Origin of the sequence: Cnuibacter sp. UC19_7 (assembly GCF_042699995.1) — a bacterium.
Lineage (GTDB): Bacteria > Actinomycetota > Actinomycetes > Actinomycetales > Microbacteriaceae > Cnuibacter.
This window is the reverse complement of sequence record NZ_CP170560.1, coordinates 88,771-115,291: the sequence shown is the minus strand read 5'-3', so window position 1 is coordinate 115,291 and position 26,521 is coordinate 88,771. Positions and strand designations below refer to the sequence as shown.

Genomic DNA, 26,521 nt, shown 5'->3' with positions numbered 1-26,521 from the left:
GACCGCACGCGCTGCGCTGAAGCTGCCCGGCGAGTCAGTGATCGCGGTGATCCTGGATCGTGATGCGCGCACCATGGCGGGGCCGGGCGATCCCGGTCGCGAGCACCAGGCGCACCACCCGCTGGCGGTGGCCCGCCCAGGGCTCGAGCAGCTCGGCGAGCCCGTCGTCGTCGAGCTCCTCGCCCACCAGGGCGAAGCCGATCGTCTTCGACAGGTGGTAGTCGCCGAAGCTCACCGCATCCGGATCGCCGTGTGTGCGCTGCACGATCTCGGCGCTCGTCCACACCCCGATGCCCGAGAACGTCTCGAGCAGCCGTTGCGCCTCGGCGCCCTCGCGCGCGGCGAGGCGCTGGAGCGCGGCGCCCCGGGCGGTCGCCTCGACGACGGTCCGTGAGCGGCGGGGGTCGACCCCGGCGCGATGCCAGTCCCACGACGGGATGCGGTGCCAGCCCTCGGCCGACGGCGGCACGCGCATCCGCTCGGGGGCGGGGCCGGGGGCCGGTTCGCCGTGCTTCGTGACGAGCATCCGCCAGGCGCGGAACGCCTCGGTCGACGTGATCTTCTGCTCGATCACCGCGGCCGCCAGGGCGTCGACGATGCGCTGCGACCGGGTGAGCCGGAGGCCCGGGTACCGGTGTCGCGCCTCGGCGACGAGCGGATGCGCCTCCGCATCGAGCTCGGACCAGTCGTCGTCGGCCCCGAGCAGGGCGGGGATCGAGTCGAGCGCCGATGCGGCTCCGGGGCCCCACGCCTGCATCCGGATACCGGTGGTGCTGCGGGTGAGGCGCACGGTCGCGGCACCCTCCTCGGTGCGGAAGGCGAGCCAGACGCCGTCGTCGGCGAAGACGGTGGCCGGGTCGTGCCTGCCTCGGCGGTGCGGGAGCAGGGTGGCGCGGAGGTCGACCTCGTGGGCCGGCCGGTACTCGTGCTCGAGCGGCGCGGCCGCGCCCGCGGAGCCCGCGGAGCCCGCGGACGAGCTTGCGCAGCCGGCGGCCGAGCTTGCGCAGCCGGCGGCCGAGCTTGCGCAGCCGGCGGCCGAGCCCGCGGCGACTGGATCGAGCGAGAGCGTCATGGTCCAGGCAGACTACGCGAACCCGACGACGCCGGCGTCGGTATGAGCCCGACGTTCATCACGGAAGACGAGAACCGAACCCGTCAACGGCGGGGCTTCACCGCATGCCGTGACGAAGGACGACGATCGGAGCCTCAGCCCTCGGAGTCGAGCGCGTCGAGCAGCCCCAGCAGCACGCTCGGTCCCACGACCCGCGCCCCCGCGGCCTCGACGCGGGCGGCGAGCTCGCGGTCGGCCGTCACCACGACGGCGCCGGGCTCGGCCGCCGCCACCTCGACGATCGTGTCGTCGCCGGACCCCGGCGCGCGGACCACTCGCACGCTCGAACGGGGTGCGGCGAGCTCCTCGGGATCGGCGGCGGACGAGGCCTTCCCCTCGAGCACCACGACGATCCGCGCCCAGATCACGCCCGGCTGCGTCCCGCCGAGCACCTCGGCCGGAACGCCGTGCTCGGCCAGCCGGGCGAGCCGCTCGAGCAGGCGCTCCGCGGCTCCCGGGCGGTCGCGCCACCAGCCGTCGGGGCGCGATCCGACCACGTTCGCGGCGTCGACGACGAGGGTCGACGGATGCGCCAGCCTCGGCGCGAGCGCCGGCCACGAGGCGGCGAACCCGGGATGGAGCGGAAGGGCCTCGACCTCGTCCGCCGGCACCCAGCGCAGCTCGAGGCTCTCGGCGTCGCCGATGGTGGGCTCGAACAGCTCCACGGCCTCGACCGCCACGGTGACGTACGACCAGAAGCCCAGGTCGAGCACCGAGCTGAACGCCAGCCGCAGGTCGTCGACCGGGACGCCGGCCTCCTCGTGGGCCTCGCGAAGCGCGCCCGCGACGGCGTCCTCGCCCTCGTGACGGGCTCCCCCGGGGAGACCCCACGTGCCGCCGTGGTGGCTCCACTCCGCTCGGTGCTGCAGCAGCACACCGGCGCGGGGGTGATGCACGAGCAGTCCCGCGGCACCGAAGCGGCCCCAGAAGCGGCGCCCATCGGGACCCTCCACCCAGGCGTCTCCGGGATCACGTGGGAAGCCTGACGGCAGGGTCACCATGATCCCAGCCTCTCATGGAGAGGTGAGGTGCCCCATCCCTCCGTCACGCGGAGACACCGGCATCGACGAGAATGACCGCATGCAGCTGCCTCCGCTCGTCCACCCCGTCCGCCAGATGGGGCGGAGGACCATCGACTTCTCGCAGCGCATCGCGGTCATGGCGATCGTCAACCGGACACCGGACTCCTTCTTCGACCAGGGCGCCACCTTCGCGCTCGAGGCGGCCGTGCAGGCCGCGGTCGACGCCGCCGAGCAGGGTGCCGACTGGGTCGACATCGGCGGCGCGAAGTTCGCCCCGGGGCCCGAGATCCCGGCCGCGGAGGAGCTCGACCGTGTCCTGCCGGTGGTGGAACGCGTGGCCGCGCGATCCGACGTGGTCATCTCGGTCGACACCTTCCGCGCCGACGTCGCGGAGGCCTGCATCCGGGCCGGCGCGGGTGTGGTCAACGACACCACCGGGCTCAGCGACCCCGACATGGCCGCGGTGGTCGCCGCATCCGGGGCCTCGCTCGTGCTCACCCACAGCCTCGCAGCTCCCCGCACCGAGTACCCGCGGCCCCACTACGACGACGTGGCCGGCGAGGTGCGCCGCTTCCTCGAGGAGCGCGTGCAGAGGGCGGTCGACGCGGGAATCCCCGAGGCGAGGCTGTTCATCGACCCGGGGCACGACCTCAACAAGAACACCGTGCAGACGCTCGAGCTCACCCGGCGGATGGCCGAGATCACCTCGCTCGGGCTTCCCACGCTGGCCGCCGTGTCGAACAAGGACTTCGTCGGCGAGAGCATCGACGCGCCGAAGTCGGAGCGGCTCGAGGGCTCGATCGTGGCGGCCACCGTGTGCGCGATGCTCGGCGCCCGCGTCCTGCGGATGCACGACGTGCGCGCCTCCGTCGCCGCCGCTCGCATGATGGAGGCCGTGCTGGGGCTGCGCGAACCCGCGAACCCCGTGCACAACGTCTGACGCCCCACGCCACCGCCTACCGCCAACCCACCGCCACCGCCTACCGCCGCCTACCACCGCCGACCACCCGTCCCGACCGCCGCCGTCCCGACCGCCGCCGCCGCCGCCGCCGCCGACCACCCTCCCACCGCCGCCGACCACCCGTCCCGACCGCTCACCCGTCCAGACCACCGTCCCGTCCCGCCGCCGCCGACCATCAGGAGCCGCCATGACCGACATCGTCCCGCTCGAGCCGTCCGGGTCGGCGCTCGACCACGCCGCGATCGTGGCCCGCTACGCACCGATCGTCCGCGGCCGCACCACGGTGCGCGTGAACTTCATCGCGAGCGTCGACGGCTCGGCGACCGTCTCCGGGCTCTCCGGCGGACTCGGCGGCGACGCCGACAAGGCCGTCTTCGACACCCTTCGCGGCCTCTCCGACGTCGTGCTCGCCGCAGCGGGCACCGTGCGCAAGGAGGGCTACGGCGCGCTCGTCACACCCGACCCCATGCGGGAGTGGCGGGACGCGGCGGGGCTGCCCGCGCATCCGGTCATGGCCGTGGTGAGCGGCTCGCTCGACCTCGATCCGGCCGACGACCTCTTCACCAAGGCGCCCGAGCGTCCGATCGTGTACACCGTCGCGACCTCGCCACAGGAGGCGAGGGATCGGCTCGCCGAGGTCGCCGACCTCGTCGTCGCCGGTGAGGAGCGGGTCGAGCCCGGCCGGGTGGTCGCCGACCTCGCCGAGCGGGGCCTCCACCAGATCCTCTGCGAGGGCGGTCCGTCGCTGTTCGGCGCCTTCATCGACGCCGGTGCGGTCGACGAGCTGTGCCTGACGGTCTCGCCGCTGCTCGAGGGCGGGGCCGGCCCACGGATCGCGCGGGGCAGCGCGTCGCCCACCTCGCTCCGGCTCGAGCATGTGCTCGCGGCGGGTTCGGTGCTCCTCACGCGGTGGGTGCGGGCGTGAGCGCCCCCTCGACCGGGCGGGTGGCCCGCGTGGCGGCGGCCCGCAGCCGCGCCGCCACGACGGCGTTCACCGTCGCCGACATCGTCGCGACGCTGCTGTTCGCATTCGAGGGGGCACGCCTGGCCGCGCTGGCCGGGCTCGACGTGTTCGGCATCATCGTGGTGGGCCTCGCCTCGAGCACCGTCGGCGGCATCCTGCGCGACCTGCTGCTCGGAGACACTCCCCCGTTCGCGTTCCGGTCGCCGTCGCGGCTGGTCGCCGCGCTGGGCGGGTCGGCGCTCGCTCTCGGCGGAGTGGCGTCGGGCGCTGTGCTGCCCGAGTCCGTGATCTCGGTGGCGGATGCGCTCGGGCTCGCCCTGTTCGCCGTCACGGGAGCGGAGAAGGCGGTCGACCACGGCTCGAACGGCCTCGTCACCGTCATCCTCGGCACGCTGACCGCGGTCGGCGGAGGCATCACCCGCGACCTGCTCACCGGCGTCGTCCCGACGGTGCTCACCTCGAGCGTCTACGCCTCGGCGGCGGCCGTCGGCGCCCTCGGCGTCTGGGCGGTGTGGCGGATGCGCGCCCCCATGATCGCCGCGATGGGCGCCGGCTTCCTCCTCACCGCGGGCCTCCGCCTCGCCGCCCTCGCCTGGGACTGGCAGCTCCCCCACCTCGTCACGCCCTGACTCGCACCCCCAGCTCGTCCGGACGCTGGGCGGATCACACCCGGGCGACGGCGGTGATGCGGAGGGCGGCGGTGCCGAGCTCGTCGCTCTCGGCGAGGTCGACGGTGCCCGTGATGCGCCAGTCGTGGTCGCCGTCGGGGTCGTCGAGGATCTGCTGCACCCGCCACTCGCCCGGCAACTCCTCGATCACGAGGAGCGCCGACGACCGCGCGGCCGGACCCGTGCCGATCGAGTCGTACTCGTCGAAGTAGTCGGCGAGGGCGTCCTCCCAGCGCTCCGCATCCCATCCGGATAGGGAGTCGAGCTCGCCGAGCTCGCTCCACGCCTCGCGCGCCGCCAGCTGCACACGCCGGAACAGCTCGTTGCGCACCAGGATGCGGAACGCCCGCACGTTCGACGTGAGCGTGCGCGGCGCCGGCGGCACGATCGGCGCGTCGCTGCGTGCGCTCGGGGCCGCGAGCCCCGCCGCGAGCGCCTCCCACTCGTCGAGCACGCTCGAGTCGGTCTGGCGCACCAGCTCGCCGAGCCACTCGATGATGTCGCGCACGTCCTCGGTCTTGGCGTCGTCGGGCAGGGTCTGACGGAGCACCCGGTAGGCGTCGGAGAGGTAGCGCAGCACGAGTCCCTCCGAGCGCGGGAGGCGGTAGTAGGCGACGTACTCGCCGAACGACATCGCCCGCTCGTACATGTCGCGCACGACCGACTTCGGGCGCAGCTCGGTGTCGCCCACCCACGGCTGCGAGCGCCGGTACGTGTCGAACGCCTCGGAGAGCAGATCGGCGAGGGGCTTCGGGTAGGTGATCTGCTCGAGCAGCGCCATCCGCTCCTCGTACTCGATGCCCTCGGCCTTCATCGCGGCGACGGCCTCGCCGCGCGCCTGCGACTCCTGCGCGTTGAGGATGGGCCGCGGATCCTCGAGGATCGCCTCCACCACGCTCACCACGTCGAGCGCGTAGCCCGGATCCTCGGGGTCGAGCAGCTCGAACACGGCGAGCGCGAACGGCGACAGCACCTGGTTCAACGCGAAGTCGGGCTGCAGGTCGACCGTGAGCCGCACGATCGTCTCGCCCGTGTCGGGGTCGACGACCCGCTCGACCACGTCAGCGGCGAGGAGGGTGCGGTAGATCGCGAGCGCCTGCCGGATCAGCTCGCGTTGGCGCGCCCGCGGCTCGTGGTTCTGCTCGAGGAGGCCGCGCATCGTGCCCACGACGTCTCCCCCGCGGGCGATCGCGGAGAGCACCATGGCGTGCGTGACCGTCATCGACGAGGTGAGGCGCTCGGGCGGCGCGTCGATGAGCTTCTCGAAGCTGGGCTGTCCCCACGAGACGAACCCCTCGGGCGCCTTCTTGCGGATGAGCTTCCGCCGCTTCTTCGGATCGTCGCCGATCTTCTGCAGCGCCTTGAGGTTCTCGGTCTCATGCTCGGGGGCCTGCACCACCACGAGTCCGGCGGTGTCGTAGCCCGCGCGGCCCGCGCGCCCGGCGATCTGGTGGAACTCGCGGGCGGTGAGCTGGCGCATCCGGACACCGTCGAACTTCGACAGGCCCGACAGCAGCACGGTGCGGATGGGGACGTTGATCCCGACGCCGAGCGTGTCGGTCCCGCAGATCACACGCAGGAGGCCCTGCTGGGCGAGCCGCTCGACGAGCCGCCGGTACTTGGGCAGCATGCCGGCGTGGTGCACGCCGATGCCGAGGCGCAGCAGCCTCGACAGGGTCTTGCCGAACGCGGTCGTGAAGCGGAACGGGCCGATGATCTCGGCGATCTGCTCGCGCACCGACTTCGGGGCCACTGTGATGCTCGACAGCGCCTGTGCCCGCTCCACCGCGGCGAGCTGGGAGAAGTGCACGATGTAGACGGGGGCGAGATCGGACTGCAGCAACCGCTCGACGGTCTCCTGGATGGGGCTGGTCGCGTAGTCGTAGCTCAGCGGCACCGGCCGTTCGACGCCCGTGATCACCGCGGTCTCGCGCCCGGTGCGGCGGGACAGGTCGGCGGCCAGCCAGTCGACCTCACCCAGGGTGGCCGACATGAGCACGAACTGCGCGCGCGGCAGCGCGAGGATCGGCACCTGCCAGGCCCAGCCCCGATCGGGGTCGGCGTAGAAGTGGAACTCGTCCATCACGACCTGCGCGACGTCGCTCGCCTCGCCCTGCCGGAGGGCGAGGTTCGCCACGATCTCGGCCGTCGCGCAGACGATGGGCGCATCCGCGTTGACGGCGGAGTCGCCCGTGACCATGCCCACGTTCGCGGCGCCGAACACGTCGACGAGCGCGAAGAACTTCTCCGACACGAGAGCCTTGATGGGCGCGGTGTAGTACGTGCGCATCCCCTGCGACAGCGCGACCGCGTGGGCGGCGAGCGCGACGAGCGACTTCCCCGTGCCGGTGGGTGTCGAGAGGATCACGTTCTCGCCCGACACGATGGCGACGAGCGATTCCTCCTGCGCCGGGTAGAGCGGCCGTCCGCCGGCGGCGGCCCACGCCGAGATCGCGTCGAACGCCCCGTCGGGGTCGAACGGATGCGGCAGCTGCGGGGCCGTCTCGGGGAGCGTGGGCGGGGTGGTCGGCTGCACCGCCTCAGCCTACGCGGCGCACCGCGCGGCGGCCTCGGGCGGGCGGACCTCGCCGAACGGCGAGAAGCGGCCCTTTCCAGCGCCGCGAAGGGGCGCCTTCTCGCCGTTCGGCGCAAGCCGGGAGCCAGCCCGCAGGGCGCTACTCGTCGCGACCGAAGTCGAGGTCGGGGGCGTCGGGGGCGGAGAGCGTGAGCACGGCGGTCTCGATCGCCTCGTCCTCCTCGACCTCGCGGGCGATGCGCGCGAGCGCCACGGCGACCCGGGGTTCGGGGCTGTCGCCCACGATGTCGACCGCCGCGACCAGGTAGACGCGCTGCGGCCCGACGAACTCGAGGTGCAGATACGTCACGCGTTGGATCTCGGGCTGCGCGAGGAGCAGCCTGCCCATCCGGTCCATGAGGGCCGGCCCGGGCTGCCACCCGATCAGCAGGCGGAAGTTGCGGTTGATCAGCACGATCGCCACGGCTCCGAGCAGCAGTCCGATGAGGATCGACCCGGCCGCGTCGTACGCGGCGACCCCGGTGACCTGGTGGAGCAGCAGCGCCAACGCGGCGATGGCGAGCCCGATGAGCGCGGCGAAGTCCTCGAAGAACACCGCCCGGAGCGTCGTATCGGAGCTGTTCAGCACATAGTCGAGCGGCCGCCTGCGCGTTCTTCCCGCCCCACGCCGCACCTGCATGACGGACTGGAGGAACGAGGTGCCCTCGAGCAGCGCCGAGACGCCCAGCACGATGTAGCCGATGAGGTACGACGACGCCGCCTCCGGCTCGGGCGCGAACAGCTCCTGCACCCCGTGCATCACCGAGACCACCGCGCCCACGGTGAAGACGCCGACCGCGGCGAACAGCGACCAGAGGAACGCCTCCCGCCCGTATCCGAGCGGATGCGCGCCGTCCTTCGGGCGTCTCGACCGGCGGTCGGCGACGAGCAGGAAGATCTCGTTCCCCGCATCCGCCCAGGAGTGCGCAGCCTCCGCCAGCAACGAGGCGGAGCCCGTCACGGCGGCGGCGAAGGTCTTCGCGACGGCGACGAGGATGTTGGCGAGGAAGGCGATGACGACGGTCACATGTCCTCCCTACTCCGCGTTCCTCCAGGCTGCTGTGCCTAAGCTGTCGGGCATGTCCGGGAGCGTGCGCATCGACAGCTGGCTGTGGGCCGTGCGCGTCTACAAGACCCGCTCGATCGCCACGCAGGCGTGCCGGGCCGGACACGTCAGGCTCAACGGTCAGAGCGCGAAGGCGGCGCAGGCGGTCCGTGTGGGAGACGAGGTGCGCATCCGCATCGAGGGCTTCGACCGCGTGCTCGTCGCGAAGGAGCTCCTCGTGAAGCGCGTCTCGGCGCCGCTCGCCGCCGCGGCCTACGAGGACCGCTCCCCGGAGCGCCCGCCGAAGGAGTTCGCCGGGTTCCTCGGGCTCCGCGACCGCGGGGCGGGACGGCCCACCAAACGAGACCGGAGAGAGCTCGAGAGGCTACGCGGCCGAGCCCTGCCCCCGGTACCCTGAGAAGACGACCTCACCCGACGCCCACCTGGCCTGGAGGATCATGTCCGACGCCACGTCGAACGACTACGAAGCACTGGGGATCACCCCCGACGGCGAGCCCGAACGGCCCGCCGCGGTGGCGGTCGCCCCTGCGCCCCCGCAGGAGGGCGCCGCCGGCCCCGCCGCGGGCGGAACACCCGGCAGTACCCCGGGAGGCTCTCCCGGCGGTGCACCGCGGCAGCCCGAGGCGTACACGCTGACGGGACGCGACCGCACCGCGCTGTCGTTCGTCGGCGCCTCCCTGAAGATCGGTACCCCGGAGTTCCGGGCCCGCTACGAGAGCGCGATCGACGACCTCTACCGCCATCACTTCATCGACCCGACGGCGCGCCCGGCCTATGAGCCTCCCGCGCCGATCGACGAGGTGGAGTCGGAGGATCCGCTCGAGATCATCCGCTCGCAGCTCGGGCTCGTGTTCGACGACCGACGTTCGCGCGACGGCGCCCGTGAGGAGGCCGAGCAGCGCCTCGCGCAGACGCAGGCCACGCTCGACGACACCGCGGCACGTCTGGCCGACACCGAGCAGCGGCTGGCGGCCACGTCCGCCACACTGGCACAGCGCGAGGCCGAGCTGGCCGACCTCCGCACCCGGTACGACGCCGACACGGCAGCTCTCCGCGCGCAGCTCGAGGCCGACACGACCGCGCTCCGCGATCACCTCGCCGCCGAGACCGCGCGGCTCGAGAACCAGCGGGTGACCGAGCTCGACGCCCTGCGCAACGAGCACGCAGCGACAGTCGGCCGGATGGGCGACGAGAGCGCCGCCCGCATCGCCGCCCTCGAGACCGAGGTCGCGGGGCTGCACGCCGCACACGCCGCCACGCTCGAGGCCACCGCCGCCGAGCACGCGGCACTGCTGCTGGCGACGCAGCAGGAGCACGCCAACGCCTCCGAGTCCGCTGCCGCGGGCTATGCCGGCGAGATCGAGCGTCTGCGCGCCGAGCACGCCGACGCCCTCGACCAGCTCCGGGCGTCGCACGCCGCCGAGCTCGAGGCCGAGCAGACCACCGGCGCCGCCCGACTGGCCGAGATGCAGGGCTCCGTCGACTCCCTCCGCACCGAGTACGACCAGAAGCTGGCCGACCTCGAGGCCCGCCACGAGACCGAGGTCGGCAGCATGCGCGCCGGGCACGAGGCCCAGCTGCAGCAGATGCGCACCTCGCACGAGGCCCAGCTCACCGCGCTCCGCTCGAGCGGCAGCAGCCCCGCCGACGCCGCGCCCGCCGACACCGCATCCGCCGACGCCCCGGTCGCCGCACCCGCCCCGGTGCCCGCGATCTCCGACGAGGACCTCGAGGGCATCGACTCCACCGACCTCGTCGGCTCGGTCGACGCCATCGACCCCGTTCGCGCCTCCTCTCACGTGTCGGCCGACGCCGCGACCGGTATGCCCGATCCGGACGCGCTGGACACCGCCAAGACGCGGATCGCCGACCTCGAGGCACAGCTGAAGGAGGCGCGCGACGAGATCGGCACCCTCGCCGACGAGCGCGACCGCGCCCTCTCCGACTCCGCGATCTCGCTCGAGGACCGCGAGCGGCTCAGCGACTCGCTCGTCGCAGCCCAGGCCGAGCGCGGTGTGCTCATCGCCGAGCTCGAGATGCGGCTGCAGCGTGCACGCGCGCTGGTGTCATCGATCGAGGAGATCGCGACCGGCCAGCTCTGCTCGGAGGACGAGACGAACGAGTACGCGATCGGCGCGAACGACTCGGCTGTGCTCGTGCTGAACGCGATCGCCGACTCCGACTCCGACGTCGCAGCGTGATCCTGCGCCCGCGCCGCCCGTCGATGCGTACGCTGTCCACATGACCGACGGGGGCGACGGGGCCCGCACCACCTATCGCCACGGCGACCTGCGTGGCGCCCTGCTGGCCGCGGGTGTCGACATGGCGCGCGAGGGCGGGCCGGATGCGGTGGTGCTGCGCGAGGCGACCAGACGTGCCGGGGTGTCCCCCAACGCCGCGTACCGCCATTTCGCCGACCGGGAGGCCCTGCTGCACGCCGTCTCCGACGTGTGCCTCGGCCTCGTCGCCGATCGCATCGAGGCGGAGGTCGCGGCGAGGACCTCGCGCGACGCGCTCGCTGCCGGCGCCGACGACGAGCGGATCCGCGCCCGGGTGGAGCTCTCCGCCGTCGGATACGGCTACGTCGCGTTCGCCCGCGAGCAGCCCGGCCTCTTCCGCGCGGCCTTCACCGTGCCCGACGACCTGTCGAAGGCCGACTCCCCGGCCAAGGCGGGCGCCACCGGCCTGACCCCGTTCCAGATCGTCGGGCGCGCGCTCGACCGCCTCGTGGCGGCCGGGGTCATGCCCGCAGAGCGGCGTCCGGGCGCCGAGTTCGTGGCCTGGGCGACCGTGCACGGCCTGGGGATGCTCGTCATCGACGGCCCGCTCCGCGGCCTCGACGAGCGGATGGTCGACTACGCCACCGACCAGGTGCTGGAGATGGTCGACCGGGGCCTCGCCACCGCCTGACGCCGTCCTGCGCCCGGTGCTCCACCCGGCCGGCGTTCACCGGATCCGCTCCGGCGCGGATGGCATGATGGAGGGATGCAGGGTCGGGATCCGAGGGACGCCGATGCGCGGATCGTCGAGTCGACGCTCGCCCTCCTGCGCGATCGTGGGCCGTCGGCGGTGACCGTCGAGTCGGTCAGCCAGCGGTCGGGGGTCGCGAAGACGACGATCTACCGCCGGTACGAGGACCGCGCCGCCCTGCTGGCCGCCGCGATCGACGCCGCGACCACCGAGGTCACCCTCCCGACCGGGCTGTCGACCTACGACACCCTGCACTGGCTGCTCGGCCAGGCGCGGGTGCGGGTGCAGGACATCGTCGGGCGGGGCACCGTCGCCGCGATCCTCGTCGACGACGACGCCCCGTTCACCGAGCAGCTGCGGCTGATGATCCGGATGCGCAGCCACGCGCTCGTCGCGTTCCTCGAGGAGCGTGTCGCCGCAGGCGAGCTGCGTCAGGGCCTCGACGTGAAGTTCGTCGTGAGCGTGCTGCTGGGATCGGCCGTCGGCCAGGTCATCCGCGGGCGCGAGCCGGACGAGACCTGGGCCGACGACCTCCTCACTCTGCTGTGGCCGGCACTGACTCCGGGGTCGACTCCTTCGCCGGAGCCGGAGCCGGAGCCGGAACCGAGTCCTTCGCCGGAGCCGCCTTCTTCGTAGCAGCGGGCTTCCGAGCCGGAGCGGCGGGCGCCGAGGCGGACGCGCCGGTCTCGGACGACGGCGTCACGACGGAGGCCTCCCCCGGCTCCGCGTGGAAGCCCCGGCTGATGATCTTGCCCGGGTTGAGCATGTTCTGCGGGTCGGCCGCGTCGAACAGCGCCTGCATGAGGTGCACGCCGCCGGCGGAGATGTCCTCCTCCATCCACGGCGCGTGCTCGAGGCCCACGGCGTGGTGGTGCGACAGCGTCGCGCCCGAGTCGACGAACGACTGCTGGATGGCGTCCTTCACGACCTGGTACTGCGCCACCGGGTTCTCGTCGTGCTTGAACGCGAAGGTGAAGTACAGGCACGCGCCCGAGTGATACGAGTGCGAGAGGTGGCACATGATCCAGCCGTGCACGCCGAGCTCATCGTAGGCGCGGTTCGCCGCGGCGATCGTGTTGTCGTAGACCGACTTGAGCTTCGACCAGGGGGCGGCCGTCTCCGACACGTCGGCGGCCGCGCCGCGGTCGAGCAGGAAGTCGCGCAGGTAGGGGGTGTCGAACTTCTTCTGGTCGTACAGCGCACCCGGTCCCTTGCCGACGCCGATGCCGCCGTGCTTCCGGACGATCGAGCCGACGAGCCGCTTCTCGTACGAGACGTGCTTGGAGGTGCCCTCGTAGCCGATGAACGACAGGCACATGTCGTCGAGGTTCCAGCCGCGGCGCTTCAGCACGTTCATGAGCGTGTTCTGCGCGACCGCGCTGAAGCCCTTCGACTCCTTGCGTGTGGCCAGCGAGAATCCGCTCTCGCGCGCATCCGACACACGGGTGATCGACGGGGCCGCATCGCTCTCGGCGATCTCGTGCATGGCGGCGAGGCCGGCGTCCCAGGTGGGGAAGAAGTAGGCCTGCACCTCGCGCACAGCGGGCGTGCGGTGGACGTTGACCCAGACCTCGGTGATGACGCCGAGGCGCCCCTCCGAGCCGATGATCATCTCGCGCACGCTCGGACCGGTGGAGGTCGACGGGAGAGGACGCAGCACGACGAGCTCGCCGGGGCGCACCATCCGCAGACCGCGGGCGATGTCGGCGATGTCGCCGTACTTGTCGGACTGCATGCCCGACGAGCGGGTGGCGACCCAGCCGCCGAGAGTGGAGTGGGTGAAGCTGTCGGGGAAGTGCCCGAGGGTCCAGCCCTTCGAGTTCAGCTGCTCCTCGAGGTCGGGGCCCAGGGCGCCGGCCTGGATGCGCGCGAGACCGGAGTACTCGTCGATCTCGAGCACGCGGTTGAGGCGGCCCATGTCGAGCGAGATGACCGTGCGCTTCTCGCCCGGGATCGGCTCGAGGCTGCCGGCGATGTTGCTGCCGCCGCCGAAGGGGATGATGACCGCGCCCGCCTCGGCCGCGGCGTCGACCACACCCTGCACCTGGGCCTCGTCGGCCGGGTACACCACGACGTCGGGCACGCGGCCCAGCTCGTTGCGGCGGATGCGCAGCAGGTCGCGGATGCTCTTGCCGAAGGTGTGCACCACGCGCGACTCGTCGTCGGTGAGCGAGTAGCCCAGCCCGACGATGCGCTCCAGCGTCTCGCGGAGCTCGTCCGCGAGGACGGGCGCGGGGACGGTGAGGTCCTCGAACGCCATCGGCTTCGACGGCGGGACCTTGACGTCGAGAGCCACGGCCTTCTGCACGAACGGTCGGAAGGCCGGCTTGTCCTGCCAGTGGAAGCCGACTCCCTCGACTCCCCAACCCCACCACTTCATGTGCTTGACGCCGGTCATGCGGCTCCCTTCTCGGAGGTGTCGTAGCCGAGGTCGCCGTCGGAGGAGCGCGACGCGTGGAGGCGGCGCACCTCCTGGGCGATCCTGGCGGAGAACTGCTCGGCGTTCTCGCCGGGCGCAGCGGACATCGGCGCACCGAGGACGACGGTGACCGGAGGTCGGCCGGGCTTGGGCCAGTTGCGGCCGCGCGGCATCGCGTCGCTGGCACCGACGAGCGCGATCGGGATGATCGGCACGTCGCAGAGCATCGACAGCCCCGCGGCACCGGGCTTGAAGTCGCCCATCTCGCCGGTCTTCGACCGGGTGCCCTCGGGGAACACCAGGAGCGGCACGCCGCGGCCGAGGAGCTTCTTCGAGACGCCCTTGCGCTCGGCGGTGCCGGTGCGGTCGATCGGGAACGCGTTGAAGAACAGCGCGGTGAGCCCGCGCCGCCACCACACGTCGAAGAAGTAGTCGGCGGCGGCACCGGCGGCCAGGTAGCGCGCGAGCCGCTGCGGCAGCGAACCCATGATGAGCGGCGCGTCGAGATGGCTCGAGTGGTTCGCCACGACGACGAAGGCCCCGTTGAAGCCCTTGAGGTTCTCCCGGCCGACGACGGTGACGTCGGTGATCGACCAGACGACGGGCTTCAGCAGCATGCGCTGGGCGACGAACCGGAACCCGGCCATCACGCCGGAGGTGAAGCGGTCCTTCGGCAGACGGAGCAGATGGGAGTACTTGCTCATGCGACCTCAGCCTTCCACAGGACGGCTGCGGCTGCGCGAGATGTTGCCCGAGATCCATCGGATGGTGGCGCGCGGGAGATGCCTCGTGAAGAACATCAGCAGCTTGAAGCGTGCGGAGGGGACGGAGATGACCTTGCCCCTGGCGACGTCGCGGAGCGCCTCATCGACGAGGTCGTCGGCGTCGAGCCAGAGCTGGTCGGGGATCGAGGTGGTGCGGATGCCGGCCCGCTCGTGGAACTCGGTGCGCACCCAGCCGGGGAGGAGGGCGGTCACCTGCACACCGGTGCGCTTGAGCTCGACGGCCAGCCCCTCGGCGTAGGCGGTGGTCCAGGCCTTGACCGCCGAGTAGTTGCCGGTGGCGATCGTGCCCGCCACGCTCGAGACCACGACGATCGTGCCCCGGTGCCGCTTCGACATCGCCCGGGCGGCCGCGCCGCCGAGGACGAGCACGGCGAGGCACATCACGGCGAACGCCTGCTCGTGCACACGGGTGTCGCGGTCGATGAGGGAGGCGTGCAGCCCGAAGCCGGCGTTGTTCACCAGCATGTCGATGGGATGCTCGTCGTCCTCGAGCCGGGCGGCCACTCGATCGACGTCGGCGCGCACCGCCAGATCGGCCGAGATCGTCTCGACGGAGACCCCGTACGCCTCGAGCGCGAGGGCCGTCGCGGCCAGTCGCTCCTCGTTGCGGGCGACCAGCACCATGTCGTATCCGCGGAGCGCGAGCGCCTTCGCGAACGCTGCGCCGATGCCCGACGTCCCACCCGTCACCAGAGCCGTCGCCATGGTCCTTAGGATACGCTACGGAGTGCGTAGCGTCGTTCGCTCCTGCGCGAACTCCCCCCTTGCCGACCGCCGCTGCTGAGGACCGAAGTGCCTGACGAGACCGCTCCTGTCATCCCCCTGGATGCCGATGGCGACTTCGACGTGCGCGAGTTCGCACGGACCGCGGTGGGCACCTATCGCTCGTCGCTCGACCTGGACTCGTTCCAGGAGCGCCGGCTCAGCGCCCTCAGCGTCCAGATGCTGTCCTACCTCCGCGAGGTCGAGCGCGCGACGCTCAGCTACCTGCGCAACGTGCTGGTCACGCCCACCCACAAGGACGCCAGGGTCACCGCGTTCCTCACCACCTGGGCGTTCGAGAAGTTCTGGATCTCCGACGCGCTCGGCGCGGTCGCCGAGGCGCACGGCGTCGATCCGCGCGACCAGCTCGACCACGCGCGGGGCCGTGCCGTGCTGCGCGAGATCGTCGAGCGCGCGACACCGATCGTCGAGTCGTTCCGGGCGAACGCCATCGGGCCCGACGTGGTCGGCGTGCACCTCGCGACCGTCGCCATCGACGACAGGCTCAGCGAGGCGGCGTACCGCAACATCGCCGCGGCCGATCCGCATCCGGAGCTCCTCTCTCTCGTCGAGCGGATCCTCGCCGTGAAGCGGCGCCACCTCGTCTTCGTCGAGAAGGACGCCGACGACCGCCTCGCCCGCTCCAGGCGCGCCCGGTCGCTGGCCCGCCGAGCCCTCTCCCGTCTCGACTGGCCGATCGGGGCGCGCGATCTGCGCCCCGAGTCCACGGCGACCTTCTTCGACTCGGTCGTCGACGCCCCCACCGCCGCCGAGCTCGACGCCCGCGTCGACCTCCTCCCCGGGCTGAAGGGCCTGGGGCTCATCACCCACGCTCGCGTCCGCGCGGCGACCGGCGGGGTCGGGCTCGTGCCCACCGCCGCCCGCTCCCTCGGCCGCGCGGCCGCCTCCCTCCGACACGGAAAGAACCACGGATGACCGACGACACCTCCACGGGCGCCTCTCTCGGCTCCGCTCACGTCCTGCTCACCGGATCCACCGGCTTCGTCGGCCAGGCGGTGCTGGAACGCCTCCTCTCGAGCCACCCCGACACCCGGATCTCCCTCCTCATCCGCCCCAAGTCGCGCACCACGGGCGAGACACGGCTCGCGACGCTGCTGAAGAAGCCCGTGTTCCGCGCGTGGCGTGAGCGCGTCGGAGAGGAGGAGGCCGCGCGTCTCGTCGCCGAGCGGGTCACCGTCATCCCCGGCGACCTCGCCCACCCCGGCACGCTCCCCGGCGACATCGACGTGGTGCTCCACAGCGCCTCGACGGTGTCGTTCGACCCGCCCATCGACGAGGCGTTCCAGACCAACGTCGACGGCGCCACCGGGCTCTACGGCGCGCTCCTGGCCAGCGGATCCGACCCGCATGTCGTGCACGTGTCGACCGCCTACGTGGGCGGGATGCGCAAGGGCATCGCCCCCGAGCGCAAGCTCGAGCACGTCATCGACTGGCGCGCCGAGAACTACGCCGCCAAGTCGGCCCGTCGCCGGGTCGAGATGGCGTCACGCCAGCCCGAGGTGCTCCGCGGCTTCCTCGCGAAGGCCCGTGCCCAGCACGGCAAGGTCGGGCCCCAGGCGGTGGCGAAGGCCGCCGAGGAGGCCCGCGTCGAGTGGGTGACCAAGCGCCTCGTCGACCACGGCCGCATCCGGGCCGAGAGCCTGGGCTGGACCGACGTGTACACGCTGACCAAGGCGTTCGCCGAGCGCGTCGCCGAGGAGAAGTGGGGCGAGGCCGGGCACCGCCTGTCGCTCGTGCGTCCGTCGATCATCGAGAGCGCCCTGCGCCATCCGCACCCCGGCTGGCTCGATGGCTTCAAGGTCGCCGACCCGCTCATCCTCGCCTACGGCCGAGGCCAGCTGCCCGAGTTCCCCGGCGTCCCCGACTCGGTGCTCGACGTGATCCCCGTCGACTTCGTGGTCAACGCGATCATCGCCGCGGCTCTGCGCCCGGCCGAGATCGACGAGCCGCGGTACTACCACGTCACCTCGGGCGGTCGGAACCCGCTGCCGTTCCACGAGATGTACGAGAACGTCAACGAGTTCTTCACCAAGAACCCGATGCCGAGCGAGAACGGCGACATCGCCGTGCCGTCGTGGAACTTCCCCGGCGGTCGGCGGCTGGAGCGCAACCTGCGCCTGCAGGAGCGCCTCACGAGCACCCTCGACGACACCGTGGCGCGGCTCCCCTCCACCAAGCGCACCCGCCGCTGGACGGCCTCGCTCGACAAGCGCCAGCGCGGTCTCGACCTGCTGCGGTACTTCTCCGACCTGTACCGCGCCTACGTGCAGACCGAGCTGATCTTCGACGACCGCAACACCCGCGAGCTGCTCGAGTCGCTCCCCGAGGGCACCCCCGAGGATGCGCGCTTCGACGTCGCCGAGATCGACTGGCACGACTACTTCCAGAACGTGCACTTCCCGTCGATCACCGGACTCACCAAGGCGTTCGCGGTGCGCAAGGGAGCGCGCGAGCGCACCAAGCGCGCCCTGCCGGTGCGCAGCGACGTGCTCGCCGTCTTCGACTTCGAGGGCACCGTCGTCGAGTCGAACCTCGTCGAGCAGTACCTCTGGATCCGCTCCGGCCTCATCCCCAAGGCGGCCTGGCCGGGCGAGTTCGCGAGCCTGCTCCTCGCCGTGCCGAGCTACCTCCGCGCCGAGCGACGGGAGCGCGGCGAGTTCATCCGCACCCTCATGCGCCGCTACCGGGGCCTCCGCGTCGACGACGTGCAGCGCCTGGTCGACGGCAGCTTCGGCGACGCGATGCGCAGCCGCGGTCTGTCGGATGCGCTGGCGCGCGTCGCGCAGCACCGCGCCGCCGGTCACCGCACCGTGCTCGTCACCGGGGCCGACGAGTCGGCCGCCGCGCCGTTCGCGCAGTACTTCGACGACGTGGTCGCCGGCAAGATGCACTCGGTCGACGGCGTGCTCACCGGCTACCTCGAGCGGCCCCCGCTGGTCGACGAGGCCCGTGCCGCGTGGCTTCGCGAGTACGCGCGCGAGCACGGCATGAACCTCACCCAGTCGTACGGCTACGGCGACAGCCACGCCGACGTCGCCTGGCTGCAGCTGCTGGGAAACGCCCACGTGGTGAACCCCGACACCGAACTGTATCGGCACGCGCAACGAATGAAGTGGACGGTGGAGGACTGGAACCGCACGTTCACGAAGTCGCAGGCGCGCGCGGCTACCCTGAGCATGATGCCCGGTCACCCCACCCAGGCATCAGATCCCGAGAAAGGAGATCGGACCCGCGCCTGACGAGCGCGAGGCCCGACACCGCGCATGGCCTTCGACATCGACCGCTACACCACCACCTCCGAGAAGGTGACGTGGCAGGACCTCGACTTCGAGTCCTTCCGCGACGACCCGCTGCCCGAGTCGACGCTCCGCAGTCTCCGCTACATGTGCGACATCGAGTACCACACGGTCTGCTACCTCCGCGATCTGCTGGTGACCCCGTCGCACAAGGACGTCGACGTCACCGCCTTCATGACCATGTGGAACCGCGAGGAGTTCTGGCACGGTGAGGCGCTGGCCGCGGTGCTCAAGATGCACGGCATCGTCGTCGACTACGACGAGCTGAAGTCCACCCGGCTGAAGCTCGGTTGGAAGGACCGCCTCGACCCGGTGAAGCAGGCCCTCCTCGGCAACCTCATCGGCAAGGACTTCATCGCCGTGCACATGGTGTGGGGAGCCGCCAACGAGTGGTCGGCCGTCGCCGCGTACAACCGGCTCGCCGATCTCGAGGGTCACCCCGTGCTCGCCGAGCTGCTGCGCCGCATCGCCAAGCAGGAGGCGCGCCACGTGGCGTTCTACGCCACGCAGGCCCGCGACCGTCTCGCCAAGAGCCGCAAGGCGCAGGTCATCGCGCGCTTCGCGCTGTCGAAGGCGTGGGGCCCGGTGGGCTCGGGCGTCATGACCGACGACGAGGTCTTCCACGTGATGAGCCACCTCATGGGCGGCCCCGACGGCCGCAAGGAGGCCGCCAGGATCGACGCTCACATCGCGAAGATGCCCGGGCTGTCGGGCCTCACGATCGTGCAGGACTCGCTCGACAAGCGCGGCATCGCCGCCTGAGCGGATGCCGCGCCGCCGCGGTCGCTCGTCGCTCCGGCGACTCCTCGCAGCTGCAGCGACTGCTCGTAGCTACAGCGACTGTTCGTAGCTACAGCGACTGCTCGTAGTGTTCGATCTTCGCGTCGATGACCTCGAGCGAGTGCTGGATCTCCTCCAGCTGCGCCACCACCTCGGCACGGTGCGTGCGGAGGAGTTCCAGGCGTGCCTCGGTGGTGTCGTCGCCCTGTCGCGCGAGCAGCGTGTACTGCTTGATGCGGGCGATGGGCATCGCGGAAGCGCGCAGCCTCGTGATGAAGCGGAGCCAGCCGATGTCGGCCTCGTCGTAGCGACGGTGCGTCGCCGAGGAGCGGGCGACGGGGTCGCGTAGAAGTCCCTCGCGCTCGTAGTAGCGCAGCGTGTGAGCGGAGACGCCGACGAGCTCCGCCGCCTCGGCGATGGAGAGCGGGCCCGGAGACGTCAGGACTTCTGCTTCTTGTGCCGCTGGGCCGGGATGACGCTGATCGCGATGAAGAGCGCGAGCGAGACCAGGAGGATGCCGCCGAAGAACGTGAAGGCGTCGGAGAAGAGGCCCATCAGGTACATCCCGCCCATGAACAGGATGACGCATCCGATCGCCGCGATAGCCAGCATGAGCAACCCTCCTGTCAGTGGACCCTTCCATACTATTGCCATGACGGACGCGGCCCCGACCCCCTCCCCCCTCGTCGTCGGCGACGACGGCCTCACCCGCCCCGCCTGGGCGGCCGTCGACCCGCTGCTGCGGGAGTACTACGACACCGAGTGGGGCATGCCCGTGCGCGACGAGCGGGGCGTGTTCGAGCGCCTCAGCCTCGAGGCGTTCCAGTCCGGTCTGTCGTGGGCGACCATCCTCCGGAAGCGTCCCGCGTTCCGGGCGGCGTTCGACGGCTTCGACCCCGACACGGTCGCAGGGTACGACGACGCCGACATCGCACGGCTGATGGGCGACGCCGGCATCGTGCGCAACCGCGCGAAGATCCTCGCCACTCTCACCAACGCCCGGGCCACCGTCGCGCTCCGCGAGCGCGGCGGCCTGGCCGACTTCGTCTGGTCGTTCCAGCCCGTCGTCACGCCGGCGCCCGTGTCGTTCGACGAGATCCCCACCACGAGCGCCGAGTCGAAGGCTCTCGCGAAGGCGCTGCGCGCCGAGGGGTTCGTCTTCGTGGGCCCGACGACGATGTTCGCCCTGATGGAGGCGATCGGGATCGTCGACACCCATCTGCTGGGCAGCCACCGCCGGGGCACCTCCGGGGTGTGGCCGGCCGACGCGCCCGTCGTAGGCTGAGGCCATGAGTCGCGAGGTCGAGCACCAGCCCGAGAAGCACCGGTACGTCATCACGGTCGACGGCGCCGACGCCGGCACGGCGTACTACGCCGACGCCGACGGTTCGCGGGTGTTCACCCACACCATCGTCGACCCGGCCTACGAGGGGCAGGGTCTCGGCAGCGAGCTGGTCGCCGCCGCGCTGGCCGACACCCGCGACGCCGGGCTGCGGATCACGCCGCAGTGCCCCTTCGTGGCCGCCTGGGTGAAGCGCCACCACGAGTACGACGACATCGTCGACGCCGCCGCCGACTGATCGCCCCCGTCAGCCGATTCTCGGTCGTCAGCCGACTCTCGGTCGTCAGCCGACTCTCGGTCGTCAGTCCGCGAGCACCGAGAGGACGTTCCCCGCGGGGTCGGTGAACCACGCGATGTCGGGCCCCATGCCCGCCGCCCTGCCGCGCATCACGCCCTTCTCGTCCTGCGGCAGCCCGTCGTAGCGCTCCAGCTCGACGCCCGCGGCGGCCAGCTCCTCGACCGCGCGGTCGATGTCGGGCACCGCGAGGTTGAGCACCGTGAACGTGGCGGGCTCGTGGTCGTCCTTCGCGTAGACGAAGACGCTCCTGCCGCCGGGCAGGACGATCTCGAGGCCCATGTCGCCGAGCGTCGCGTCGAATCCGAGGCGGTCGGCGTAGAACATCCTGGCCGCCTCCAGGTCGTCGACGCTGAACCCCTGGAAGGTGTCGGTCACCGTGAGCATGCCGTCTCCTCTCGATGTGTACAGTGTCCATCCGAAGCGGGGCCGGACGGAACCCCCGGGCGCCGCGTTCGGCATCCGCGTCAGGCCATCACCTCGTCGAGGAACGTGCGCATGGCCGCCCAGCTGCGCCGATCGGCGTCAGGACGGTACGCGGGCGACCCGGGCCGCGTGAACGCGTGCGGCGCACCGCTGTAGGTCACCACCTGCCAGTCGAGGTCGTCACGGGTGCGCAGCTCGTCCTGGAACGCCACGAGGGCGCTGTCGGGGACGACGGGGTCGGATCCGCCGGTGAGCACCAGCAGCGGCGACGCGAGGCGCGCCACGTCGGCCGGCGTGTGCGCGATGAGCGATCCGTGGAACGACACCACGCCGCGCACGTCGGCTCCGGTCCGCGCGAACTCGAGGGCGGCGGATCCACCGAAGCAGTAGCCGATCACCGCGATCCGCGACGGGTCGACCCGCGCGTCGTCGCGCAGCACCGCGAAGCCCGCGGCCACCCGCGCCCGCATCAGCGGGAGGTCGCGGTAGTACGACTGCGCTACGGCGGCCGCGTCGTCTCCCTCGGGGCGGATGCCGGCGCCGTACACGTCGGCGGCGAACGCCACGTACCCCAGCCGGGCCAGCATGAGCGCTCGCGTGCGCACGTAGTCGCCCTCGCCGTTCCAGTCGTGCACGACGAGCACGGCCGGGCGGGAGCCCTCCGCCGCCGCGTCCCACGCCAGGAACCCCTCCAGCGCGACACCGTCGTGGTCGTACGGGACGCGCTCGGTGCGGATGTCGGCACCCGCGGGGACGGGGACGGTGTCGAGCAGGGCGGTCAACTGGGGATCGGTGGAGTCCATGATCCCGGTCTAGCACCACCGTCTCCCCGGGCCCTGGACGGACTCCGAGCGACAGCGGCGCGAGCGGTCGTAACGTAGGGGGCGTGAAGGCCGTCGTCGTCGAAACCCCTGGAAGTGCATCCGCCCTCGAGCTCGCGGAGGTGGAGCGGCCCGAGCCGGGCGAGAACGACATCGTGATCGACGTCGCCGCCGCGGGCGTCAACCGCGCCGACGTGCTCCAGCGCCGCGGACTCTACCCGTCTCCCGAGGGCGCTCCGCACTGGCCCGGGCTCGAGGTCTCCGGAACGGTCACCTGGGCGGGCGACCGCTCGGGCCATGCGGTGGGCGACGAGGTGTGCGCCCTGCTGCCCGGCGGCGGATACGCCGAGGAGGTCGTGGTCGACGGCTCGCTCGCGCTCCCTGTCCCCGAGCGAGTCGGCCTCGTCGACGCGGCGGGGCTCATGGAGACCGTGTGCACCGTCTGGTCGAACGTGTTCCTGCTCGCGGGCCTCTGCGCCGGCGAGACGCTCCTCGTGCACGGTGGATCGAGCGGCGTCGGCACGATGGCCGTGCAGCTCGGTCGTGCGTTCGGAGCCCGGGTGGCCGTCACCGCGTCGAGCGAGGAGAAGCTCGCGGCCTGCCGGGGTCTCGGCGCTGACATCCTCATCGACTACACGATGGAGGACTTCGTCGAGCGGATGACCGTGGAGGGCGGGGCGGACGTCATCCTCGACCTGGTGGGCGGCTCGTACCTCGCCCGCAACATCGCGGCGCTGCGCGTGAACGGGCGGATCGCGAACATCGCGAGCGCCGAATCCGGCTCGGCCGAGCTCGACTTCGGCGCGCTCATGCGGAAGCGCGGCACCATCCGATCGACGAGCCTCCGGGCCCGGCCCCTGGAGGAGCGGGCGGAGATCGTGGCGAGCGTCGGCGAGAACGTCTGGCCGCTGTTCGAGAGCGGCGTGCTCCGGCCCGTCACCGGTGCGCGGTTCCCGCTCGCCGACGCGGCCGAGGCGCACCGGCTGATGGAGTCGTCTGGCCACATCGGGAAGATCCTGCTCACCCCCTGACGGGCCTGCTCACCCTCTGACCGCAGCGCGGTCAGGCGAGGCGGAGGGACTGCTGCAGCCGGGTGCGGAGATCGAAGACCCTGTCGATGCTCTCCCTGGTGCCGCCCGTGCCGTCGCGGAGCAGCTGCGGCAGCGCCGCCCGCCGCACCACCGCGGCGCCGGCGAGCCTGCCGCGGTCGACCACCGCGGCGTGCACCTCGAGGTCGTCGTCGGGCACCACGATGACGAGGCCCGTGAAGCGGACTCCCAGCGAGCGCCCCAAGGAGCGCGCCGCGCCGCGGAGCTGATGGAGCGGTTCGTATCCGGACGGGATGCCCTCGCCCACGAGGTCGTCCTTCTTCAGGCGCACCGGGGTGCCCCAGTCCTCCGACTGGACGGCGTAGAGGCCGGAGGGTCCGAGGACGATGTGGTCGATCGTCTCGCCCACGCCGTCGATGGAACGGCCGGTGAGGACGTTGTTCCAGATCGTGAAGCCGACGCCGAGATCGCCGACGATGGCCGAGGTCGTCTCCTCGGCGATCGCCTTCGCCAGCCACCCGCGGATCTCGCGTGGCGCGCGCTGCACCAGACCGGGGTCGTACGGGTCGTCGAGACGGACCCCGCGGCCGACCCACTCGCGCATCAGCGAGAGGTACACCTCGCGTTCCTGCCCGCCCGGATGGCCGTAGGTGCGGGCGCGCACCGTCGAGCTGGCGGGGCGGCGCGCGGTGCTGCCGCTCCCCCGCGCCCCGGCGGCGTAGCTCGTGGGCTCGGGGGACGACGTGCGCGCACCGGCGCCGCGGTCGTAGGCGGCACGGAGCTCGGGCGTGCCCACGCGCTCCCACGCCCGCTGCACGAGCACGAAGCGGGCCGCCTCGCCCCCGGTGTCGGGATGCGTCTCGCGAAGCAGCCGACGATAGGCGCGCTTGAGCTCGTCGTCGGACGCACCGGCCGGCACACCGAGCACCTCGTAGGGCGTCTGGGCGGCGGGACTCTCAGGCACCCGACGACGATAGCGGGTTCCGCTGGAACCGGGCCTCAGGCCCCCTGGAGAGCCGCCGAGCGCAGCACCATCAGCGGGCTGGTCGCGTGCAGCACCACGTCGTGCGTGACCGAGCCGAGGAGGAAGCGGCTGAGGCCGTGCCGACCGTGCGTCGCGAGCACGAGGAGCGCCGCATCCTTCGCGGCACGGGTGAGCGCCGCCACCGGGGAGTCGAGCTCGACGTCGCCCGAGACCGCGAGCGACGGATGCGCGGCCTGCGCCGCGGTGACCGCCTCGTCGACGATCTCGCGGGCCCGCGCCTCGAGCGCGTCGTAGAGGTCGGTGGTGTCGGTGAACTCGGGCGCCGACATGGGCGGCAGGGTCCACGCGCTCACGATCTGCAGCGGTTCCCCGAGCAGCTCGGCCTGGAGGGCGGCGGCCTCGACGAGCCGTCCGCTGGGCTCGGCTCCGTCGATGCCCACCACGACGCCGCGACGCGAGCCGGGCGAGGTCTGCGGCACCACCACGACCGGCACGCTCGCCCCGGCGACCACCTTGACCCCGACGGCGGAGGTGGTGAGGCGTTCGTACGCGTCCTTGCGGTAGGTGCCGACCACGAGCATCGCCGACTCGCGCGAAGCCTCGGTGAGCACGTCGACGGGGCGGCCGGTGAGCACGCGGCTCGTCACGGTGACGTGCGGCGCCTTGGAGGCGGCATGGAACGAGTCGGACGCCAGCACGAGCTCGCCCTGGTCCTTCAGCCGCTCGGCCGCCGTGAACGACGGCGAGTCCCACGAGGTGTCGGCGACGTAGACCACGTCGACCCCGAGCCCGGCCCGCTCGGCGTAGCGCAGCGCCCAGTCGAGCGCGACGCGCGCGGCGTCCGACCCGTCGTACCCCACCGTCACGATGCCCGCCATCGCCGCTCCCTCCGTCGGCACCATTATGGTCGACAGGCTCCCGGGAATCGCGGGAGGCGCATCCGGGTTACCGTTACATGCAGGTGCATGAATCGCGCACCACCTGGGACAGATCGGGGAGACCATGGACATCGAGCTCGGGCTGGACACGTTCGGAGACGTGACGTTCGACGCGGCCGGAGAGCCGCTCAGCCACGCGCAGGTGCTGCGCAACCTCGTGGAGCAGGCCGTGCTGGCCGACTCGGTGGGCGTCGACTTCATCGGGCTCGGCGAGCACCACCGTGAGGACTTCGCCGTCTCGAGCCCCGAGGTCGTGCTGGCCGCCATCGCGGCGCGCACCGAGCGCATCCGCCTCGGATCGGCGGTGACCGTGCTCAGCTCGGATGACCCCATCCGGGTGTTCCAGCGTTTCAGCGAGGTCGACGCCCTCTCGAACGGGCGCGCCGAGGTCATCCTCGGGCGGGGGTCGTTCACCGAGTCCTTCCCGCTCTTCGGGTTCGACCTGGCCGACTACGAGCGGCTCTTCGAGGAGAAGCTCGACCGCTTCGCTCGTGTGCGCGAGGGGCAGCCGGCCGTCTATCCCCCGATCGAGAACGGGACGCTGCGCACCTGGATCGGCGTGGGCGGCAGCCCCGAGTCGGTCGTGCGGACCGCACGCTACGGCTTCGGCCTCATGCTCGCGATCATCGGCGGTGCTCCCGCGCGCTTCGCGCCGTACGTCGACCTCTACCACCGGGCGGTCGAGCAGCTGGGCGGCGAGGCGCTGCCCGTCGGCGTGCACTCCCCCGGTCACATCGCCGAGACCGATGAGCAGGCCCGCGAGGAGCTGTGGCCGTACTACGAGCGTCACTTCGGCAAGCTCGGCGCCGAGCGCGGCTGGCCGCCCGTGACCCGCGAGCACTACGACGAGGAGGCCACGACCGGGTCGCTCTACGTCGGGTCGCCCGAGTCGGTCGCGCAGCGGATCGCGGCGACCGCGCGCACGCTGGGCCTCGGCCGCTTCGACCTCAAGTACGGCAACGGCGGCCTCCCCCACGAGGCGCTGATGCGCAGCATCGAGCTGTACGGCACCGTGGTCATCCCCCGCGTCCGCGAGCTGCTCGCGGGCTCCTGAGGCCGCGCGGCCCACGCCGCGCGGCGCACGCGCTCGCGCACTTCGCCGAACGGCGAGAACCCGCCCTCTGACACACGCTGAAGGGGCGGGTTCTCGCCGTTCGCTGTGCGTCGCGCCGCAGCACGGGAAAGCGCCGCGCGGGTTGCGCCCGCTCAGCGCGCTCAGGCCGCCCAGGGAGGGGTGAGGCGACGCTGAGCGGTCGCAACCCGCA

At 72.1% G+C, this 26,521-nt stretch carries 27 protein-coding genes; 14 read left to right on the top strand and 13 right to left on the bottom strand.

The features are described 5' to 3' along the window. Nucleotides 1-34: 34 nt before the first annotated feature. On the bottom strand, nt 35-1,072 hold the full coding sequence (locus ACFJGV_RS00605) for a DNA-3-methyladenine glycosylase family protein (RefSeq protein WP_378146034.1): 1,038 nt from the start codon (nt 1,070-1,072) through the stop codon (nt 35-37). Between the two features lie 134 nt (nt 1,073-1,206). After that, nucleotides 1,207-2,112, bottom strand: coding sequence for an NUDIX domain-containing protein (locus ACFJGV_RS00600; protein ID WP_378146032.1), 906 nt, complete (start codon nt 2,110-2,112; stop codon nt 1,207-1,209). Nucleotides 2,113-2,191: 79 nt separating this feature from the next. On the opposite strand from ACFJGV_RS00600, the gene folP reads away from it, so the two are divergent. From folP to ACFJGV_RS00585, 3 genes are all read left to right on the top strand, one after another. Then, on the top strand, nt 2,192-3,073 hold the full coding sequence (gene folP / locus ACFJGV_RS00595; protein ID WP_378146031.1) for a dihydropteroate synthase: 882 nt from the start codon (nt 2,192-2,194) through the stop codon (nt 3,071-3,073). Between the two features lie 208 nt (nt 3,074-3,281). Further along, nucleotides 3,282-4,019 (top strand): pyrimidine reductase family protein, encoded by a 738-nt coding sequence (locus tag ACFJGV_RS00590; RefSeq protein WP_378146029.1) that lies wholly within the window; start codon nt 3,282-3,284, stop codon nt 4,017-4,019. Then, a complete protein-coding gene (locus ACFJGV_RS00585) occupies nt 4,016-4,687 on the top strand; it encodes a trimeric intracellular cation channel family protein (RefSeq protein WP_378146028.1) in 672 nt (223 codons plus the stop codon). Before ACFJGV_RS00590 ends, ACFJGV_RS00585 begins: the two co-directional genes overlap by 4 nt. A 34-nt stretch (nt 4,688-4,721) precedes the next feature. Here ACFJGV_RS00585 and ACFJGV_RS00580 read toward each other — a convergent pair whose 3' ends face one another. After that, nucleotides 4,722-7,262 carry a DEAD/DEAH box helicase gene (locus ACFJGV_RS00580; protein WP_378146027.1) on the bottom strand — a complete coding sequence of 847 codons (2,541 nt, stop codon included), beginning with the start codon at nt 7,260-7,262 and terminating at the stop codon, nt 4,722-4,724. A 139-nt stretch (nt 7,263-7,401) separates the two neighbouring features. Next, nucleotides 7,402-8,328 (bottom strand): cation diffusion facilitator family transporter, encoded by a 927-nt coding sequence (locus ACFJGV_RS00575; RefSeq protein ID WP_378146025.1) that lies wholly within the window; start codon nt 8,326-8,328, stop codon nt 7,402-7,404. A gap of 52 nt (nt 8,329-8,380) precedes the next feature. On the opposite strand from ACFJGV_RS00575, the gene ACFJGV_RS00570 reads away from it, so the two are divergent. The 4 genes from ACFJGV_RS00570 to ACFJGV_RS00555 all read left to right on the top strand — a co-directional run bounded on the left by ACFJGV_RS00570 (nt 8,381) and on the right by ACFJGV_RS00555 (nt 11,973). Then, the gene (locus ACFJGV_RS00570) at nt 8,381-8,764 is read left to right on the top strand and encodes an RNA-binding S4 domain-containing protein (protein ID WP_378146023.1); all 384 of its coding nucleotides are present in this window, start codon (nt 8,381-8,383) and stop codon (nt 8,762-8,764) included. A 40-nt stretch (nt 8,765-8,804) separates the two neighbouring features. Next, nucleotides 8,805-10,568 carry a hypothetical protein gene (locus ACFJGV_RS00565; RefSeq protein ID WP_378146021.1) on the top strand — a complete coding sequence of 588 codons (1,764 nt, stop codon included), beginning with the start codon at nt 8,805-8,807 and terminating at the stop codon, nt 10,566-10,568. Between the two features lie 40 nt (nt 10,569-10,608). Then, nucleotides 10,609-11,277 carry a TetR/AcrR family transcriptional regulator gene (locus ACFJGV_RS00560; RefSeq protein WP_378146019.1) on the top strand — a complete coding sequence of 223 codons (669 nt, stop codon included), beginning with the start codon at nt 10,609-10,611 and terminating at the stop codon, nt 11,275-11,277. 75 nt (nt 11,278-11,352) lie between these two features. Further along, entirely contained in the window at nt 11,353-11,973 is a 621-nt protein-coding gene (locus tag ACFJGV_RS00555) for a TetR/AcrR family transcriptional regulator (RefSeq protein WP_378146018.1), read from the top strand. On the opposite strand, the gene ACFJGV_RS00550 is transcribed toward ACFJGV_RS00555, so the two are convergent. The 3 genes from ACFJGV_RS00550 to ACFJGV_RS00540 are packed head-to-tail and all read right to left on the bottom strand — an operon-like array spanning nt 11,873 to nt 15,246. Continuing rightward, nucleotides 11,873-13,735 (bottom strand): FAD-binding oxidoreductase, encoded by a 1,863-nt coding sequence (locus tag ACFJGV_RS00550; RefSeq protein WP_378146016.1) that lies wholly within the window; start codon nt 13,733-13,735, stop codon nt 11,873-11,875. The two genes, ACFJGV_RS00555 and ACFJGV_RS00550, sit on opposite strands and share 101 nt — an antisense overlap. After that, complete coding sequence (locus ACFJGV_RS00545) at nt 13,732-14,460, bottom strand: lysophospholipid acyltransferase family protein (RefSeq protein WP_378146015.1); 729 nt, start codon at nt 14,458-14,460, stop codon at nt 13,732-13,734. Before ACFJGV_RS00545 ends, ACFJGV_RS00550 begins: the two co-directional genes overlap by 4 nt. A 6-nt stretch (nt 14,461-14,466) precedes the next feature. Continuing rightward, entirely contained in the window at nt 14,467-15,246 is a 780-nt protein-coding gene (locus ACFJGV_RS00540) for an SDR family NAD(P)-dependent oxidoreductase (protein ID WP_378146013.1), read from the bottom strand. 87 nt (nt 15,247-15,333) lie between these two features. Here ACFJGV_RS00540 and ACFJGV_RS00535 point away from each other — a divergent pair, with 87 nt between their 5' ends. Genes ACFJGV_RS00535 through ACFJGV_RS00525 form a run of 3 tightly spaced genes read left to right on the top strand, consistent with a single transcriptional unit; the run spans nt 15,334 to nt 19,382 of the window. Then, complete coding sequence (locus ACFJGV_RS00535; protein ID WP_378146011.1) at nt 15,334-16,239, top strand: hypothetical protein; 906 nt, start codon at nt 15,334-15,336, stop codon at nt 16,237-16,239. Further along, nucleotides 16,236-18,563, top strand: a complete 2,328-nt coding sequence (locus ACFJGV_RS00530; RefSeq protein ID WP_378146010.1) for an SDR family oxidoreductase — start codon at nt 16,236-16,238, stop codon at nt 18,561-18,563. Before ACFJGV_RS00535 ends, ACFJGV_RS00530 begins: the two co-directional genes overlap by 4 nt. A gap of 24 nt (nt 18,564-18,587) precedes the next feature. Continuing rightward, entirely contained in the window at nt 18,588-19,382 is a 795-nt protein-coding gene (locus ACFJGV_RS00525) for a ferritin-like domain-containing protein (protein ID WP_378146008.1), read from the top strand. 88 nt (nt 19,383-19,470) lie between these two features. On the opposite strand, the gene ACFJGV_RS00520 is transcribed toward ACFJGV_RS00525, so the two are convergent. After that, on the bottom strand, nt 19,471-19,818 hold the full coding sequence (locus ACFJGV_RS00520) for a MerR family transcriptional regulator (RefSeq protein WP_378148598.1): 348 nt from the start codon (nt 19,816-19,818) through the stop codon (nt 19,471-19,473). A gap of 20 nt (nt 19,819-19,838) precedes the next feature. Continuing rightward, nucleotides 19,839-20,012, bottom strand: a complete 174-nt coding sequence (locus tag ACFJGV_RS00515) for a hypothetical protein (protein WP_378148800.1) — start codon at nt 20,010-20,012, stop codon at nt 19,839-19,841. Between the two features lie 40 nt (nt 20,013-20,052). Here ACFJGV_RS00515 and ACFJGV_RS00510 point away from each other — a divergent pair, with 40 nt between their 5' ends. Both ACFJGV_RS00510 and ACFJGV_RS00505 read left to right on the top strand, forming a co-directional pair. Then, nucleotides 20,053-20,685 carry a DNA-3-methyladenine glycosylase I gene (locus ACFJGV_RS00510; protein ID WP_378146006.1) on the top strand — a complete coding sequence of 211 codons (633 nt, stop codon included), beginning with the start codon at nt 20,053-20,055 and terminating at the stop codon, nt 20,683-20,685. A gap of 4 nt (nt 20,686-20,689) precedes the next feature. Continuing rightward, complete coding sequence (locus ACFJGV_RS00505) at nt 20,690-20,980, top strand: GNAT family N-acetyltransferase (protein WP_378146004.1); 291 nt, start codon at nt 20,690-20,692, stop codon at nt 20,978-20,980. Between the two features lie 63 nt (nt 20,981-21,043). On the opposite strand, the gene ACFJGV_RS00500 is transcribed toward ACFJGV_RS00505, so the two are convergent. After that, nucleotides 21,044-21,424, bottom strand: coding sequence for a VOC family protein (locus tag ACFJGV_RS00500; protein WP_378146003.1), 381 nt, complete (start codon nt 21,422-21,424; stop codon nt 21,044-21,046). Nucleotides 21,425-21,504: 80 nt separating this feature from the next. Continuing rightward, complete coding sequence (locus ACFJGV_RS00495) at nt 21,505-22,266, bottom strand: dienelactone hydrolase family protein (protein ID WP_378146002.1); 762 nt, start codon at nt 22,264-22,266, stop codon at nt 21,505-21,507. Nucleotides 22,267-22,349: 83 nt separating this feature from the next. Between ACFJGV_RS00495 and ACFJGV_RS00490 the strand changes: the two genes are divergently transcribed. After that, nucleotides 22,350-23,315, top strand: a complete 966-nt coding sequence (locus ACFJGV_RS00490) for an NAD(P)H-quinone oxidoreductase (RefSeq protein ID WP_378146000.1) — start codon at nt 22,350-22,352, stop codon at nt 23,313-23,315. Between the two features lie 31 nt (nt 23,316-23,346). Here ACFJGV_RS00490 and ACFJGV_RS00485 read toward each other — a convergent pair whose 3' ends face one another. Then, a complete protein-coding gene (locus tag ACFJGV_RS00485; protein ID WP_378145998.1) occupies nt 23,347-24,297 on the bottom strand; it encodes a DnaJ domain-containing protein in 951 nt (316 codons plus the stop codon). Between the two features lie 35 nt (nt 24,298-24,332). Next, nucleotides 24,333-25,196 (bottom strand): universal stress protein, encoded by an 864-nt coding sequence (locus ACFJGV_RS00480; protein ID WP_378145996.1) that lies wholly within the window; start codon nt 25,194-25,196, stop codon nt 24,333-24,335. 124 nt (nt 25,197-25,320) lie between these two features. Between ACFJGV_RS00480 and ACFJGV_RS00475 the strand changes: the two genes are divergently transcribed. Then, nucleotides 25,321-26,310, top strand: a complete 990-nt coding sequence (locus ACFJGV_RS00475) for an LLM class flavin-dependent oxidoreductase (protein WP_378145994.1) — start codon at nt 25,321-25,323, stop codon at nt 26,308-26,310. Nucleotides 26,311-26,521: the final 211 nt, after the last annotated feature.

What these genes read in the sequence shown, in the direction of transcription:
- ACFJGV_RS00605 (WP_378146034.1), bottom strand. Translation starts at nt 1,072, where the DNA reads ATGACGCTCTCGCTCGATCCAGTCGCCGCGGGCTCGGCCGCCGGCTGC.
- ACFJGV_RS00600 (WP_378146032.1), bottom strand. Translation starts at nt 2,112, where the DNA reads ATGGTGACCCTGCCGTCAGGCTTCCCACGTGATCCCGGAGACGCCTGG.
- folP (WP_378146031.1), top strand. Translation starts at nt 2,192, where the DNA reads ATGCAGCTGCCTCCGCTCGTCCACCCCGTCCGCCAGATGGGGCGGAGG.
- ACFJGV_RS00590 (WP_378146029.1), top strand. Translation starts at nt 3,282, where the DNA reads ATGACCGACATCGTCCCGCTCGAGCCGTCCGGGTCGGCGCTCGACCAC.
- ACFJGV_RS00570 (WP_378146023.1), top strand. Translation starts at nt 8,381, where the DNA reads ATGTCCGGGAGCGTGCGCATCGACAGCTGGCTGTGGGCCGTGCGCGTC.
- ACFJGV_RS00565 (WP_378146021.1), top strand. Translation starts at nt 8,805, where the DNA reads ATGTCCGACGCCACGTCGAACGACTACGAAGCACTGGGGATCACCCCC.
- ACFJGV_RS00560 (WP_378146019.1), top strand. Translation starts at nt 10,609, where the DNA reads ATGACCGACGGGGGCGACGGGGCCCGCACCACCTATCGCCACGGCGAC.
- ACFJGV_RS00555 (WP_378146018.1), top strand. Translation starts at nt 11,353, where the DNA reads ATGCAGGGTCGGGATCCGAGGGACGCCGATGCGCGGATCGTCGAGTCG.
- ACFJGV_RS00550 (WP_378146016.1), bottom strand. Translation starts at nt 13,735, where the DNA reads ATGACCGGCGTCAAGCACATGAAGTGGTGGGGTTGGGGAGTCGAGGGA.
- ACFJGV_RS00545 (WP_378146015.1), bottom strand. Translation starts at nt 14,460, where the DNA reads ATGAGCAAGTACTCCCATCTGCTCCGTCTGCCGAAGGACCGCTTCACC.
- ACFJGV_RS00540 (WP_378146013.1), bottom strand. Translation starts at nt 15,246, where the DNA reads ATGGCGACGGCTCTGGTGACGGGTGGGACGTCGGGCATCGGCGCAGCG.
- ACFJGV_RS00530 (WP_378146010.1), top strand. Translation starts at nt 16,236, where the DNA reads ATGACCGACGACACCTCCACGGGCGCCTCTCTCGGCTCCGCTCACGTC.
- ACFJGV_RS00525 (WP_378146008.1), top strand. Translation starts at nt 18,588, where the DNA reads ATGGCCTTCGACATCGACCGCTACACCACCACCTCCGAGAAGGTGACG.
- ACFJGV_RS00515 (WP_378148800.1), bottom strand. Translation starts at nt 20,012, where the DNA reads ATGCTGGCTATCGCGGCGATCGGATGCGTCATCCTGTTCATGGGCGGG.
- ACFJGV_RS00510 (WP_378146006.1), top strand. Translation starts at nt 20,053, where the DNA reads ATGACGGACGCGGCCCCGACCCCCTCCCCCCTCGTCGTCGGCGACGAC.
- ACFJGV_RS00505 (WP_378146004.1), top strand. Translation starts at nt 20,690, where the DNA reads ATGAGTCGCGAGGTCGAGCACCAGCCCGAGAAGCACCGGTACGTCATC.
- ACFJGV_RS00500 (WP_378146003.1), bottom strand. Translation starts at nt 21,424, where the DNA reads ATGCTCACGGTGACCGACACCTTCCAGGGGTTCAGCGTCGACGACCTG.
- ACFJGV_RS00495 (WP_378146002.1), bottom strand. Translation starts at nt 22,266, where the DNA reads ATGGACTCCACCGATCCCCAGTTGACCGCCCTGCTCGACACCGTCCCC.
- ACFJGV_RS00480 (WP_378145996.1), bottom strand. Translation starts at nt 25,196, where the DNA reads ATGGCGGGCATCGTGACGGTGGGGTACGACGGGTCGGACGCCGCGCGC.
- ACFJGV_RS00475 (WP_378145994.1), top strand. Translation starts at nt 25,321, where the DNA reads ATGGACATCGAGCTCGGGCTGGACACGTTCGGAGACGTGACGTTCGAC.